General features: G+C 49.7%; 8 protein-coding genes. 3 read left to right on the top strand and 5 right to left on the bottom strand.

What is annotated here, in order from left to right:
* Window positions 1–22 precede the first annotated feature (22 nt).
* The gene (locus H6F68_RS20310) at window positions 23–346 is read left to right on the top strand and encodes a multidrug efflux SMR transporter (RefSeq protein WP_190561807.1); all 324 of its coding nucleotides are present in this window, start codon (window positions 23–25) and stop codon (window positions 344–346) included.
* On the opposite strand, the gene H6F68_RS20305 is transcribed toward H6F68_RS20310, so the two are convergent.
* From H6F68_RS20305 to H6F68_RS20295, 3 genes are read right to left on the bottom strand one after another with little or no spacing between them, the layout of a single operon-like run.
* The gene (locus H6F68_RS20305) at window positions 318–4,943 is read right to left on the bottom strand and encodes a CHAT domain-containing protein (protein WP_190561805.1); all 4,626 of its coding nucleotides are present in this window, start codon (window positions 4,941–4,943) and stop codon (window positions 318–320) included. The two genes, H6F68_RS20310 and H6F68_RS20305, sit on opposite strands and share 29 nt — an antisense overlap.
* A gap of 6 nt (window positions 4,944–4,949) precedes the next feature.
* Window positions 4,950–5,993: a DUF1822 family protein gene (locus tag H6F68_RS20300; protein WP_190561803.1), complete on the bottom strand. Its 1,044-nt coding sequence runs from the start codon at window positions 5,991–5,993 to the stop codon at window positions 4,950–4,952.
* A 2-nt stretch (window positions 5,994–5,995) separates the two neighbouring features.
* Window positions 5,996–6,670, bottom strand: a complete 675-nt coding sequence (locus tag H6F68_RS20295) for a hypothetical protein (RefSeq protein WP_190561801.1) — start codon at window positions 6,668–6,670, stop codon at window positions 5,996–5,998.
* A gap of 189 nt (window positions 6,671–6,859) precedes the next feature.
* Between H6F68_RS20295 and H6F68_RS20290 the strand changes: the two genes are divergently transcribed.
* Together H6F68_RS20290 and H6F68_RS20285 are read left to right on the top strand one after the other, a co-directional pair.
* Window positions 6,860–7,573 (top strand): actin-binding WH2 domain-containing protein, encoded by a 714-nt coding sequence (locus tag H6F68_RS20290; protein ID WP_190561799.1) that lies wholly within the window; start codon window positions 6,860–6,862, stop codon window positions 7,571–7,573.
* A gap of 91 nt (window positions 7,574–7,664) precedes the next feature.
* On the top strand, window positions 7,665–10,466 hold the full coding sequence (locus H6F68_RS20285; RefSeq protein WP_190561797.1) for a TIGR02921 family PEP-CTERM protein: 2,802 nt from the start codon (window positions 7,665–7,667) through the stop codon (window positions 10,464–10,466).
* Window positions 10,467–10,533: 67 nt separating this feature from the next.
* Here the strand turns inward: H6F68_RS20285 and H6F68_RS20280 are convergent, their stop codons facing one another.
* Window positions 10,534–14,694, bottom strand: a complete 4,161-nt coding sequence (locus H6F68_RS20280) for a cadherin-like domain-containing protein (RefSeq protein ID WP_190561795.1) — start codon at window positions 14,692–14,694, stop codon at window positions 10,534–10,536.
* Between the two features lie 178 nt (window positions 14,695–14,872).
* Window positions 14,873–15,265 carry a DUF4347 domain-containing protein gene (locus H6F68_RS20275; RefSeq protein ID WP_313930203.1) on the bottom strand — a complete coding sequence of 131 codons (393 nt, stop codon included), beginning with the start codon at window positions 15,263–15,265 and terminating at the stop codon, window positions 14,873–14,875.
* Between the last annotated feature and the right edge of the window lie 116 nt (window positions 15,266–15,381).

Genomic DNA, 15,381 nt, shown 5'->3' with positions numbered 1-15,381 from the left:
GGTTCTAAAGTGTTTGCCTCCAATGCATCAAAGCTGGGTGTTTCTTGCGTCTGCCATTCTTTGCGAGTTGATAGCAACTTTGTGCTTAAAGAAAACCAATGGTTTCGTTAATTCCAAATATCTATTAGGTTCTGTGATTGGCTATCCAGCCGCTTTTATCTGTTTTGGATTCTCTCTCAAAGGAATAGAGGTGAGTGTAGCCTACGCCATTTGGTCGGCGATTGGCATTGTTGGCACCACGATCTTGGGAGCAGCTTTGTTTGGCGAGAGCCTGAGCAATTTCAAGCTGGCCTGTATACTTCTGATCCTCTTTGGTATCATTGGCCTGAACGTCGCCAAAAGATAGCTTTTTTGATTTCTGACTTGAGTTGCCCGATGGCAGGCGGCGATGAACCTGGACATAACTGGCGATCGCGAGGATGTACTGTCGGGTTACTGCGTAGATAATCACTAACCCAATCACATCCTTGTTGCATCAGCCAGTCTAGTTCTAGGCTCCATAACACCACTTTTCCATTACTCACGGAAAGAATTTGTTGATTATCCAGGCCAAATGTTGCTCCGAAGACACTTCCGTTATATCCCTGAAGCGTCTTCAGCAGCGTGCCATCCAAGCTCCACAGTTTCACAGTGTTATCAGCACTTCCAGATACTAAGGTTTGGCCATCGGCACTGAAGCCGATGCTGGTGACAGTATTACTATGGCCCCGTAAAATGCTGAGCAATCTACCATCGATACTCCATAGCTTGATCAGATTGTCGGCACTGGCAGAAGCTAGCATTTGACCATTCGGGCTAAAGCTAATTGCTAGAACGCTGGAATTATGGCCTTCTAGGGTTTTCAAAGGCGAGCCATCTTTCCGCCATAGCCGAATCGTGCTGTCTTTGCCCGCAGAAGCTAAAATTTGCCCATCCGGGCTAAAGCGAACAGTCAGGGCTAAATCTTGATGACCCCATAGAATGTGCAAGAGTTTTCCTGCCGAGTTCCATAGACGCACGGTGTGGTCGAAGCTGGCAGACGCTAATGTTTGCCCATCGGGGCTGAAGCTGACATCGTAAACCGCAGCGTTATGCCCTGTTAGGGTGGTCAGCAAAGTGCCATCCTGTCGCCAAAGCTTCACCGTGCCATCACCGCTAGCGGAAGCCAGAGTTTTAGCATTGGGGCTAAAACGAATGCTGTAAACCGGAGCTGCGTGCCCTTGCCATTGATGCAGGAGCTTACCATTTGGCTGCCAAAGTTGGATCACACCGTCGCGGTTCCCTGCTGCAATCAGGCGGCTGTTAGGACTCAGACTGGTGATATTGCTGCGATCGCCAATAGTCTGTGAGGCGCGGCGCTGGAGTTGCCAGAGTTTAACGGTGCGATCGCCACTCCCAGAAGCGAGTAGTTGCCCATCCGGGCTAAAGCTGACCGTTTCAATCCGTGAGCTATGACCCGGTAAAGTTTGGAGCAGCTTGCCCTTGAGATTCCAGAGTTTGACGGTGCGATCGCCGCCCACAGAAGCTAACCTTTTCCCATCCGAGCTAAAACTGATGGCTGTTACGGCGGCGCGGTGCCCTGACAAAACCTGAAGCATTGCTCCATCCACATGCCATAGGCGAATCTTTTGGTCATTACTAGCTGAAGCCAGCAGTTGGCCATTGGGGCTGAAGCGCACCATGTTCACTGTGCCCTTATGTCCTTTAAGGGTTTGTTGCAGGGTGCCATTGAGTTGCCAGACTTTGATGCTGCCATCACCGTGGGTGGAGGCTAGTGTCTGACCCTGGGGACTAAAGCTAAGAGACTGAATGCTATCTCCCTGAGCAGTCCAAGTTTTTAACGGCGTACCATTGCGTTGCCATAGTTTAATCTTGCCGTCGGTACTGCCCGAGGCGAGAATTTTGTTGTCTGGGCTAAAACTGACACTGGTTACTGCTGCGGCATGGCCCCGCATAACTTGTAACGGTTTGCCATCAGCTTGCCACAATCGCACCGTTTGGTCAGCACTGCTCGATCCGATAAGTTTTCCATCGGGGCTAAACTGCACCGCTGTGACGCGATCGCGATGGCCAGAGATCGTTTTTTGCAAGGTGCCATCCAACCGCCACAACAAAATGGTTCGGTCTGCACTAGCTGAGGCGAGAATCTGACCGTTGGGGCTAAAGCTGACACTAGTGACCGAGTCTCGATGTTGTTCCAGTCGTTGACGCTCTTGCACCGTATAGAGTGCTTGGAGGAGGGTCGAGGCAACTCGTATACGCGTGGTGGGTGTTACGCCTGACGCATGTTGGAGTTGATTGCCAGCGCGGAGCGCTTCCAACAAGGCATCGAAAGCTTTGTCAGAGGCCAGCAGGGCTTCCGAGGAAAAGCTTTGAGCACTGAGCTGAGCATTGTGGGTTTGGGTTTCTGCCCTTTCCCATTGCCAAGCTGCGATCGCTCCCAATCCCAGCGACCCAAGCAAACCCAAACTGAGACCCAAAATTACCCGTCGTCGGCTGCGATAACGCTCGGACTGTTCCTGCCGCTGGTAAGCTAAACTGCGCTGAATAAAGTCTTGCTCCTCTAGACTCAGATCAGGTGCCTGTTCTTGCAGCCAGAATTGTGCTTCCAATAAAGGGGCACCCCGCAGCAAGGCTCCATCATCGCGATCGCTCACCTGCCATTGCCGAATCAGCGATCGCAGTCGCTCCTGCCACAGCCGAAACGTCCGCACCTCTTCCATCCACTGGCGCAACCGCTGCCACTCCCGAATCAGCGCTTCATGAACCACTTCTGCGGTTTCTATGCCATCGGCACTGCGATTCGTCACCACCAATCGAGCATCAGCCAAGCGTCTGATCAAGGGCCAGTTAGTTTCGCCAATTTCGCTGCGAGTAGCTAAGCGGCGGATATCAACACCGCCTTCTCCAGGCCGTACCAACTGCGTCAACAAACGCTGCACCTGTTTTTGCTCAGCCGCAGCCAGCTTCGCATAAACTTGCTCCGCATAAACCGCTAGCGCTTGATTAACTCCCCCGATCGCATCATAGGCGGCATGAGTTAACTCACCTCGTTGCTGCCGCTCCCACAGTAGAGTCAGCGCAAACTCTAGGAGTGGCAGGTTTCCGGGAGCCTGACTGATGCTCTCCAAAATCCGGACGGTGAGGCCATCGGCAATTTTGACTTGCATCAAGGCGGCGGGTTGGGCGATCGCAGCTTCCAAGTCGGCGGCACTCATAGGGCCGATCAATTCTGGAGCGAACTGACTTAAGATATCGGCAAAGGGTCGGTAGGCTAGGGCTGATTCGAGGAAGTCTGCTCGTAGCGTCAAGACCAACGTACAGGCGGTCCCAGATGGCAGCAAAGCCAAGAGCTGATCGAGAAACTGCTGCCGTTCTGCATCCAGTTGGCAAAGGGTGTAGAGTTCCTCAAACTGATCCACCAACAGCAGCGATCGCTTGACGGTGGGGTATTTGTAAAGGATCTGCTCAATCACATCGGGCAGAGTTACAGCTCCTTGTTGCAAAGCAGCAGCCAGTTGATTAGCGGCAAGCAGTTGTTCTGTCTCGCTCCGATCTGGCTCTAGCAGCGTCACGAATTGCTCCGCTAAGCGTAAAAAAGGCCGTTGGCTAGGGCGCAAGCTGCAAACCAACCAATCTCCCTCTGCTCGTAAGCGAGGAATTAACCCCGCTGCCACCACCGAAGATTTACCGCTGCCAGAAGGCCCAACGATCGCGATCAAAGGTTGAGCGGGTGCTAGGCGCAGCAGTTTTTGGGTAAAGTTTTCTCGTCCAAAGAAAAACGGTGCATCCGACTCTTGAAAGGCTGCCAAACCACGATAAGGACAAGGAGGAATTTTGGTTGGTGGGATTGACTCAACCCTCTGATCTGCTAGTTGATTTTGAGATTGCCAAGTCATCGGCAGTTCAGCAGGGTTTTGGCAAATAACCGGAAGCCAACTAGCACAAGGAAACTCATCTTCTAACCCTTGCAATTGCTCTCTGGCTTGCCGCACTGCCAGATAGAGCGGTGCTCCTTGAGTGAAGCTTGTAAGAAAGGCTTTTAAGAACTCCTGAGCCACCAAATCAGGCACGGGCTCTCGCATCACGATCATCTGTGGGATGTGCAAAGCCTGTAAATCGTGGGCTAAACCCAAACCATCACAAGAATTGAAAATGGCTAATTGCAACCCCTGAGCGATCGCCTGCTGGAGGGCATGTTTCAAGTCGCCTAACCCCAAACGCTGCTGGGGATTGATTGTGATTTGGCCTGTGGCTCCATCGGCTTGACTGGCGCTATGTCCCGCAAAAAACAGAATATCCCAACCTTGCACGTCCCAAAGTTGTTGATTCAGTTCACGGCGATTGGGTTCTACCAAAAAGACAATTTCAGCAGTAAGAGCGAGTTGGGCCAGGAGTTGGCGATCGGCTTCTGTGTCGATTCCTGTCCGATTGCCCAATACTGCCAGAATCCGGATTTTGTCTCTAGCGATCGCAGGTCGGTCTAGTCGTTCGTATCCAGGCGCACTGAGCGCAAGTTCAGCATTCGGGTAGCGCTCAAAAAAATCCCACCGATGCCACGGTAAGCGGCGTAAACGCAGATCTTCAACTTGCAAAATCAGCCGAATCAGGTCGGAAGGCGACAGTTTTTCCAGCAGCTTCTCACGGACAGGACGAAACGAGTCAGCGCTGAGCCAATGATTGAGATTGACGCTTAAAGTTTTGGCGGCATCTTGGCAAATTGTGGTGAAGGAAACTCGATTAACTTGCCCCGCTGGGGCTTCAATCCGTAAGTTGAACTGCCAACCCAAAGCCAAATAAGCCGTTTGCCAGCGCTGGTAGTCTTCCAAGATTGTGGGGTTGGGCGGGAGAACTCCGGTAATTTCTGTACTGGGGCGATCGCCTTCCACACCAATCTGCAACGTTACCGGAAAGCCCCGTTCAAAATCGCCTGCACCCAGTTTGAAGACAACTAGCTTCCCCATCGTCATTCAAATCACAAACTTTTCGGTGACGCTGACATTTCCTAGGACTAATCTGACATGGAATTGTTCACCTGTCTGGCCTCTGAGTAACAACTGGATGAAGTTATCGGTTTGGTGGCTGTGAACTGCTAAGGGAGTGCCACTGGCATCCAAAACGGGTTGATTTGCTGCATCCAACACGATGAGTTGCAAATTTGGTGGGAGGAAACGCTGCTCCCGAGTCGGATGAACTTGCAGGAGGACTTCATGTTTCATCTCAGAAGTCTCTGGTAGAGGAGTCACTTCCACGACTAGGGCAGCTCCATGAGCCGTCGGTTGTCCTCCTAACTCAATTAACTTTCCTCGTCGTACACCTGTTGATGGCTCCAAGCTAGCTTCAGAAGAGGCAAGAGCGGGTGAAGAGCGATCGCCCCTAAAGTTAAAGCCTGGACGTAAATCGCCACCAAATAAATCTTCCAAGGTTTGCCAGCCCACCTCAAACTGGTTCTGGAGCCACTGACCTAAATTCACGGATACAGTTGGAGCCGCAATGCGTGGTTCTGGGGCAGAAGTTGCTTGGATGCTTTGAAGGTGATGCAAGTGGGCTACTAAGTTAGCGAGAGCTTGGAACTCGGTGAGAGGCAGTTGGGTGGGAGGAGAAGGTGAGGGGGCGATCGCAGGGACAAAACCCAGCAATTGCACAGCATCGAGCTGCGTCTGAAATTGCACCCCAACGTAGCCAATACGCTGATCTAACGTTTCTGGTGGTAAGTGGCAAACCGAGGTTTCCGGCAGAATGGGGCGGCATTCTAGTTTTCCTACGTTAGGAATGACTAGATCGGCCACATCTAACACCGCTTGCAAATGAAGTTGCCAACTGTCTCCTTGGCTAAGATCCGTGGCAATGCGAATCCAGCGGAGATAGGTGTGAACGGCGTAGACCGCCAAGGTATTGAGATAAACCCGCTTGCCATGATGCGGATTGATTTGCTCAGCGGCGAATTTCCGCGCCCAAGTATGGGCATCGTGGCTGAGGGGAACGGTAAGGAGCGGAGTGTGAGTGCTGTTCATGCCTATTTATCGGGTTGGTAGCCGAAATTTTGGGCGATTTCTTGCAACAAAGGTAAAACTTTCTGTTTCCAGTGCCAGTAAAGCGCTTGGTAAGGCACTTCTAGCTCACGGGCGATCGCCGTTAATTTGTCTGGCGGTGACTTCAACAGTAGGCGTTGGGCCAACACTTGAGCATGGGCTTGGGGATAAGCGCCGGGGTGACATTGGCGCAATCTAGCTTCAGGGTCTTGCTCAACATATTGCTGCAACTGCTGGCCCACCCGCTTGGCGCGGCGCTGTTGCTGTTGCTGCTCAATCTCGGCATCCAGTTCCCAAATGGTGCAAGCAGCGGTAGCGGGTAGATCTATTTCTAAAGGTAATGGAGCTGGCTGAGTGGGACTGTGGAGTTCTTGAACTCGATATTTTAAACGGAGTTTTTTATTGATCCAGGCGACTAAACTCGTTTCAAAAGATAAATTCGGTTGGGGCTGAAACTCGCTACAGAGGCGATCGCCCAACTCGCTCAGCGTTTCGTTGAGGACATCGGCGTAGTTGGGATGACTAGAGCGCGCCAAGCCAGGCAAAGCGAGCACCTGAGTCAGCAGGAGCGTCATGGCCTGTTGCCATTGCCAGCTTTGGGAAGTCGCTTGGCAAACTGCCGCAACCAGTTGCCTTAGTTGTTCGTCCCGTTCACTCATGGCTGCTCAATGATCTCTACATGCACCACTGAATGGCACTACTTCATGGCTTCTTATTGATAAACCATTTCGTTTCATTCGCCAATATAAAGTTTCAGTAAAGCCTGAGTGTAACTCCCAAAATTTGTTTGCGATCGCCTGAGAGAAAAGTGAACTGCTGGTCTACAGCAAATCGCAGAGGGAGAAAATATGGGGCAGGTTAGGGGTCATGTTGGAGGGCACGTGGGGGGTTATTTTGGGATATTGATGCAGCTCTTGCGCGATCGCCCAGGCTTTATGGAAGAGATTAATCAAGAAATTAAGCTAGAGCGAAAAATTATTGCCCTACTGGTTGCTAGCTCGATCCTCTTTACAGTTTATGGAGCCATTATCGGTTCATTTACAGGCGGACTGCAAATTTTAGCTTCTGCCATTAAGCTACCAGCGCTGTATTTAATTACTTTAGTAATTTGCCTACCCACGCTGTATTTCTTCAATATCCTTTTTGGCTCCAATCGCAGCTTTGCTCAACATTTTGCCTTGTTATTGTCGTCTATCTCACTGATCAGCTTGTTGCTATGTAGTTTTGCCCCCATTACGCTCTTTTTTCGGCTTTCGGTTTTGGACTATCAGTTCTTTAAGCTCCTAAATGTGGTAATTTTCGCGATCACAGGCTTGATTGGGGTAAATGCTTTTTATCAATCCATGCGACCTATAGAGCTGGAGAGTCGAGCAGACGATAAAACTCGGCAAAAAATTTTGCAACTTTGGCTGGTGCTCTATGGTTTTGTCGGCAGCCAAATGGGATGGATTTTACGGCCCTTCTTTGGCGCACCCAACAAGGAGTTTGAACTGTTTCGGAATTTGGAAGGCAACATCTACTCCCACGTTTTAGACATCGTGAAAAACATTTTAGGATTTTGAACCTTTTATCTTGTTTCTATTTTGATCTTTCTTTTAGACGTTAGATCACCGTTCATCAACTCGTTAAACCTACCGTTTCGGGAGTTCGAGCGTGAAAAGTTTTCTCCATGCTATATTCCACACCGTCTTTTGGGTTTGGAACATTGCTTTTTTAGGCATTGTCTGGGCTGGGTTGTTGCCTCAAATGGCCGTTTATCTGCTTGAAGAGAATTTAACAGATCCTTGGATAACAGAGTCACTGTTGACTTTGGCTATTTCAACCATTGTTTCTACAATGTGTGCGGTTATAGGACTGCGAAGGTTTCGCACTCAACCGCTACAACTAATTCGGTTATTTTTTGGCGTAGAAGTACCGCTCCTGCTGCTCTGTCTGCTGCGGCTATTTATTTGGCAGCGGTTGAATCCTGCCAGCACTTTAATTCTCGGTACTGCCATTGTCGGCATTGTCGCTTTTTACCTAGAGTTGCTCTATGGCTATGCCAAACAAAATCGGACGATCGCCAGCATACAAGTGGTTGCCCACACTTTTTTGATTGGCTTGAGCGTCTATGCTGGACTCAGCATCTTGTCTTACAGCGTTCCCGCGACTCCTGCATTGGTCCTTTGGTTTTTCACCTTTGAATGGGTAAAACCTCTAATGGAATCCTGGAACTGGGAATACTGGTGGGCAGGGGCAGGTGGCATCCTGCTAGGGTTCAGCGCCTTTTTGTTTCTCCTCTTTCCTTTTGAGTTAGGTAGTTCTTACATCCGCTCCGGGCACCGAGTCCTCAAAGCTTTTGCAGAACAGTACGGGCAAAAGAAGGCGCTGCAAATTGCGATCGCAGGTTTAACCGCTTGGTTAGTGCTATTTCTCTCTTTTCTACAACAGCCGCAAATTCAAGCCTTTAAGTTACTGGCAACTCCGCCTGAGACAGACCGTGATCGCCAAGCACTTGTAGCCAAATCAGATGTGATCCGGGCAGGCTTGCTCAATGCTTATTTGGCAGACTACCGTTATCTTGGTTATTCAGAGAACAGCTACTACATTACTGACACATTTCTGCCAGAATCCATCGCTCAGTTTTGGCGAGATATTAACAATCGTCTCTTCTCACCATTCTTATATCAAGGCTCTTACAACGATCGCGAGAGAGCTGAGAAGCTTTACGCTCAATTCTTTGATACTCCGATAGAAAAAGCAGAAGCCGACACGATTCGACCGATTCTGAGAATTGCTGAGGCTCCTTGGCGGCGATCGCCAGAGGCCAGCTTGTTGGCGATCGATCAGGAGAATGTTTGGCTGCGATCGCAACAGCTAAAAGTTGCCGAGCAGGGGGACTGGGCTGAGGTAGAGCTGTACGAGGTTTACCAAAATGAAACACCACGCCAGCAGGAGATTCGCTACGCCTTCACATTGCCAGAAACCGCTGTGCTCACTGGGGTTTGGTTGGGAGATACGGCCAACCTAGACCAACGTTTTGTATTTCAAGTATCCCCACGCGGAGCCGCTGAGAAAGTTTACACCGAACAAGTGAGACGCAGCGTTGACCCAGCTTTATTAGAGCAGGTAGGGCCGCAGCAATATCGCTTGCGAGCCTTTCCCATTCCTCCTAAACCCTTCCCCGGAGAAACAGTACCTAGCGATCGCCCGACTGAGATGCACTTGTGGCTAACCTATAAAGTGATGCGGCAACCTCAAGGTTGGGCCTTGCCACAACTCACCGAGAAGCGCAATGTCTTTTGGAACCGCAAAACCGAACGTCTCTACAATGGACAGTCACCTTTATTAAATCAAGTAGATTGGCTACCAGCTTTTCTGCCCGCGATCGACACAGCTACCCCTCTTTCGCATCAAGTCGAACTGGGAGATTATCAGGTTTCGGCCAAGCCAATTACCCTGAAAGACTACACATCTTTGCAAAATAAACGGTTTGCCGTTGTCGTAGATAGTTCCTACAGTATGTCAACCCACGCCAAGGAACTGAATCAGGCAATCCAGTGGCTGAAACAACATGGGTTTGCTGACAATAGCCTCGTCAATAATGATGCGGATCTCTATATCACTGGAGCTGACAATGCTAAACCCCAACGCATTGATGATATTCGTCAGTTCAATCCAGCCAAAATAGCCTTCTACGGCACCTTACAACCAATCCAAATGCTACGACAATATGCCCGCCTACAGGGTGACACTGCTTATGATAGTGTCTTGTTGTTAACGGATGGTGGTAGCTACGAACTAGGCAAAAATCAGCAAAAAGCGATCGCAACTCTCTCTACTCCTTTATGGATGGTGCATTTGGGAGAACAACCGATCGCGTATGACGACACCATCCTCAAAATCATCCAGGCCAATGGTGGGGGTACGGCTTCTGATCTTCCCACAGCTCTGCAACGCCAAGCAACTCAAGCGGCTTTAGGGCCAGAAGTTATCACAGTGGCAGATGGCTATGCCTGGTTTGTCGAGAAGCCAGCTTCACCTCCAACTGCATCTCCAGAGACTTCTCCTTCAGAAGGTGATCAGGCTAAGCCTTCGAGTAATCAAGCTAAACTCCCACGTTTTACTCCCGAAAATCCGGATGCCTTCGCTCCGCTAGCCGCACGACAGCTCATTTTGGCTTTAAGCAAAGACATGGCGAACCCTGAACTTGCCCAGCTAGATACGGTTCATGCGATCGCGAAACAACTCAAGATCGTGAGTCCTTATTCCTCCATGATCGTACTAGTCAACGATGAACAGAGAGAAGCTTTGCGCCAAGCTGAGCTGAATAAAGACCGCTTTAATCGTGTGGGCAACAATGACAGCCCAGAAAATATGGAGAGTACTCCAGAACCAGGAATAATACTTGGGATAGCCGCGATCGCCCTACTGTTGATCAGCCGCCGTCCACGTCGTCGGTTAGTGCTGCGATAAAGATACTTAAGATAGTTCAACTGCGATCGCCTTTACTAAGACTAGAGAGGCGACCGCAGTTTATGTGCTACACCACGCTGATGAAGTCGGCTTGGGTAATCAGACTAGAGTTAACTCCTGACAAGATTGCTAGCACGTCTCCACCGTTCTTAGCGATGAGCGTATTGCCGTTGCTAGAGCTAACCGTTAGTTGCCCGAAAGTCAGACCCTCAGCTAAACCAATTTGGTCTTCGCCATCAGTGAAGTCCTGAATGGTGTCTGTGCCATTTTGGGAAATTAGCACAAAGGTATCACGTCCTAAACCACCGTTCAGCAGGTCATTACCGCGTCCACCATACAACCAGTCTTTACCCTCTCCACCTTGGAAGTTATCTATACCATTGCCACCCAACAACTTATCGTCCCCAGCAAAACCTCGTAAGATATCATCACCATTGCCGCCGTTGAGCACATCATCTCCAGCCGTACCGTTCATGGTATCTTGGCCGTTGCCGCCATCGTCAACCATACCAACCAATACACTCACAAATGCGATATCAGTTCCGCCCTGACCATCGCTGAGAGTATATTCAAAGCTGGCAGTTGCGACGTTGGCATTCGCTGTAAAGACGACATTGCCGTTACTATCAAGGGCAACTGTACCATTCTGGGCATTCTGAACCTGAGTCAGGTTGAGGGCATCTCCTTCAATGTCACCATCGTTAGCGAGTAAGTCAGCCGCCAGGATGGTTTTAGCTGTGCTTTGACGAGCAGTGACGATGTCATTGATGGCATCTGGGTTATCATTCACAGCATTAATCGTGAGATTCACGGTAGCTGTGCTGGTTGCACCCTCGCGATCGCGAACCATATAAGTGAAGCTATCCACTCCGTTGTAGTTGGCGTTGGGGGTGTAGTTGTAGGTGCCATTGCCGTTCTCAACCAAACTACCTTGACTCGGTTGTGTGAATTCGCTAACGCTGAGGATATCGCCCAAATCTACATCGACATCATTCCCTAAAAGGGTCGCTGCACTGATCACCAAAGGGGTGTCTTCACTTGTGATAAGGCTATCATTGCTAGCGGTGGGAGCGTCATTGGTATTAGCGATCGCCAGATTAAACACATTACTGACCGAAAGCTCACCGTCAGAAGCTATCACTTCAATGTTGAGGTTGCCAACCTCGTCATTGGTGGGTGTACCGCTCAAGGTAGTGCCATCAAAGCTGAGCCAAGTAGGTAGTGCGTCTCCGTTTTCTAGCGTTGCAGTGTAAGTGAGAACATCACCATCCACATCACTGAAGGTGTCAGCTGGAATAGTAAAGGTGAAGGGGCTGTCTTCAAGTGTATTTTGATCCGCGATCGCCTTACTTACAACCGGAGCATCGCTGACAGCGGCGATCGTGATAGATTGAGCCACCGTGATGGTGCCCCCATTACCATCAATGACGTTATAGCTGAGGTTGACGCTGCCGTTATAGTTAGCAGCAGGGGTGAAGCTGTAAGTACCATCATTGTTATTGATTAGAGTGCCATCGGTGGCAACCAAGTCAGCAACAGCGAGGGTGTCACCATCCACATCACTAAAGCCTTGCAGCAAGTCAACAGCCCTGATGGTGTAGGCGGTATCTTCCGTTCCGCTGATTAAGTTTGCTGATGCGGTTCCTATGGGTACATCGTTGACTGCATCCACTGTGAACGACTGAGTCGCTGCAACAGAACCCCCACCCCCATTACCATCAATGACGTTATAGCTGAGGTTGACTGTGCCGTTGTAGTTGGCAACCGGAGTGAAGGTGTAGGTGTCATCCAAGTTATCTGTCACCGTGCCGTTGCTGGTGCTCAAGTTAGTGACGGAGAGCACTTGTCCATTGGTGGCAATATCTACATCGCTGAAACCAGCTAAAAGGTCAGCCGCGCTAACGATGTAAGCGGTATCTTCCCTCCCAACAGCCAGGGTAGCTTTAGTACCCGTCAGTGCAGGTGCATCATTGACTGCTGTTAGGCTGAAGCCCAGAGAAGCTGCGGTGTTATCAGTGCCATCGGTTACGTTATAGGTAACGGTGAAGCTACCGTTGGCATTGGTAGGAGGATTGAAGACATAGTTGCCATCACTATTTAGGGTCAACGCAGTGCCATCGACCTTGACATTAACAACCGAAAGAGTATTGTTTTCAACATCCGTAAAGCCAGCTAAAAGTTGAGCTTTGGTAATGGTGTAAGGAGCGTCTTCCGCACCAACAGCCAGGGTTGCTTCAGTACCCGTCAGTACAGGTGCATCATTGACTGCCGTCAGACTGAAACCTAGAGAAGCTGCGGTGTTAGCAGTGCCATCAGTTACGTCATAGGTAACAGTGAAGTTGCCGTTGGCATTGGTAGGAGGATTGAAGACGTAGTTGCCATTACTATCTAGGGTCAACGCAGTGCTATTGACCTTAACATTGGCTACTGAGAGAGTATCGCCATCGACATCTGTGAAGCCAGCCAACAGTTGAGCTGTGGTAATGGTGTAGGCGGTGTCTTCCGTACCAGCAGCGAGAGTGGTACTGGAGGTGGCTGCTCCCACAACCAAGTTGTCCAGAAAGATATACTCACCTGAGTAGTATGTGCCGTTCACAACCTCGTTGGATGGCAGATTAAACCGAACTTCATCGATGCTGTTCCACGACGAATCGAATGTGAAGCTTTGGTGTGTGGCAGCATAAGAGATGCTACGTGATGCAACCTGTACCCCGTCGTCAAAGCCCAACAACGTAGCAACGTAAGGAGAAAATGCGGCGGCTGAAAAGCTTTTCAGTGAGAAGTCGTGCCCATCAGCGCGGCGGATTGCACCATCGGCTCCGCCAGTCGCCCAATTATTCGATGCCCAAGTGTAGGTCATGCCTGAGTTATTGACTCCATACCCATACGGATAGTCGGTAAATCCTTGGAATACGAACCCATTCTCGCTAAATGATGGCGGGTAGCCGCTGCTGGAATTTTGTGGATATTCAAATGCGAATGTCTGCGTTACCGCTGGCGCATCTGGCGCATCATTAACCGTTGCAAGGGTGAAAGATTGAGTAGTTGCAACAGAACCACCATAAGTATCAACAACGCTATAGCTGAGGTTGATATTGCCGTTGTAGTTGGCAGTTGGGGTGAAAGTGTAGGTGCCATTATTGTTAACCACCAAGTTGCCGTTGCTCGCACTGAGATTAGAGACAGAAAGGGTATCGCCATCGGCATCAGTAAAACCTATAAGTAAATCGCTGGCGCTGATGGTGTAAGCTGTGTCTTCTGCCCCAGCATTGAGGGTAGCTTTCGTGCCTGTCAGAGTGGGTACATTATTGGCTCTAGCACTAAACTTGAGTGTCTCAATCGCCAAAGCCCCAGATTGAGAAAACCAATCGATGTAGTCAATATTTTGAAAGTCAGCTCCAAAAACGACATGCTGACCAGCAGGAACATTACGCTGACCAACTTGCACTCCGTCTCTATAGGCTGTGAAGATGATATTGTTACTGCCCCCAGACCAAGAAGGTACAGCAAGTGTGTCTATCTCGAAAAGGGAGAACTTTCCACCTGCTGCAAGCTCAATTCGAATATTATCCGTACCACCGGAGTGCCCAAATACTTCTGGTGAGCCATTGTTGTTTTCATCTGAGGTATGGAGGTGATCAGATGAAAATTTGAGCCCCTGTTCGATATAGGATGAAGGAGTGCCTGACAGATTGTTAAACGTAACTGTATAAGTAGCTTGACTACTAGCTTCTAGAGCCAAAGGCATTCCATCAACTACCACTTCCATCTGATCGTTGCCAGATTTGATAGCAGCTAGTTCTTGCTCACTAATCTCAATTCCACGCACATAAGCTGAAAACAGTTCTCCTTCATCTCCTAGCGTATCGCTGACGTTGATCTGGCTATCCAGCGAGTGACCGATCTCTTCTATTAGTACCGCTGTGATTTGATCTGCTGTTGCATTAGCCAGAAAATCAGCATTGATGTAGATTTTGCCTGTTTGTGCTGAGAAGCCTCCTTGTATCCCTGGCATGGAAGCACTATCTAGAACTTGAATCTCTGGCAGTTGGGAGAAATCGCTGGCTTGCCATGCTTGCTGAATTGCTGTCGCTTGAGCGCGATCGTATTCTGTACCGAAAACACTATCGAGTACTGACAAGAAATTTTCGCTTTGGGCAAAGCCTTGGAGTTGTTGCTGAGCGAGAACTAGAGAATTGGCCAAAATAGCTTCGTTGAGGCTAGTCATGAAATCTTTCCTGAGTAATGTAGGTTTGAGTGCCTTGTACTGGAGAGGCGGCGTGGAAGCAGAGCGAAGTAATAGTTATGGATTGGAACAGGTTGATTAAGAAGGGCAGCCGAGTTGAAACAGCGATCGCCACCTCAAATCCATCGCTAGAAGCGATCGCGTTTACAGTTGCAAAGGCTTAGTTGCTATCAGTGAGGCGGCTGGGAGAGGAATCTACAACATCTGCGCCTGTCAAGCTATGGAGCATATTGACAAAGACCCAACCGCGATCGCCCTGGGCAACTTCACAGCCGTAGATCAGTAACTCTGCGGTATTGGTGAGGGATTCGGCCCAGGCTTGCAGTTCCCAGGAATAGCGATCGATGGTTTCTAGGCTTAGTTCGCTGGTACCCAGTTGTACTCGTCCGGGTGAGCCATGAGAGACCACATGTACAGCGGTCAAGTTGTGCCGCTGAGCTAAAACACTGCTAATTTGCTCAACTCCATCTGCCATTGCCTCTAACACAACAACTTCAACCCCCGATCGCACGCCTGCGACTAACTCTGGGTAATTGGTGACGGCTGGATCAATAAACTCACATCTTGCACCAAGGCTTGAAAGGTGAGAAGAAGGGGCGTGAAACCAATACTCTGCAAGAACAATGGATATTCTTGCCCACGCCCAAGAGCTAATCTACCACTTGCTCG

Source organism: Trichocoleus sp. FACHB-262 (assembly GCF_014696035.1).
In the GTDB taxonomy this organism is placed as follows: domain Bacteria; phylum Cyanobacteriota; class Cyanobacteriia; order FACHB-46; family FACHB-46; genus Trichocoleus.
This window is presented reverse-complemented; position numbering and strand designations above follow the sequence as displayed.

Bases quoted from the DNA above. Each gene is read 5' to 3' on its own strand.
- H6F68_RS20290 (WP_190561799.1), top strand. From the start codon at position 6,860: ATGGGGCAGGTTAGGGGTCATGTTGGAGGGCACGTGGGGGGTTATTTT.
- H6F68_RS20280 (WP_190561795.1), bottom strand. From the start codon at position 14,694: ATGACTAGCCTCAACGAAGCTATTTTGGCCAATTCTCTAGTTCTCGCT.
- H6F68_RS20310 (WP_190561807.1), top strand. From the start codon at position 23: ATGCATCAAAGCTGGGTGTTTCTTGCGTCTGCCATTCTTTGCGAGTTG.
- H6F68_RS20305 (WP_190561805.1), bottom strand. From the start codon at position 4,943: ATGGGGAAGCTAGTTGTCTTCAAACTGGGTGCAGGCGATTTTGAACGG.
- H6F68_RS20295 (WP_190561801.1), bottom strand. From the start codon at position 6,670: ATGAGTGAACGGGACGAACAACTAAGGCAACTGGTTGCGGCAGTTTGC.
- H6F68_RS20300 (WP_190561803.1), bottom strand. From the start codon at position 5,993: ATGAACAGCACTCACACTCCGCTCCTTACCGTTCCCCTCAGCCACGAT.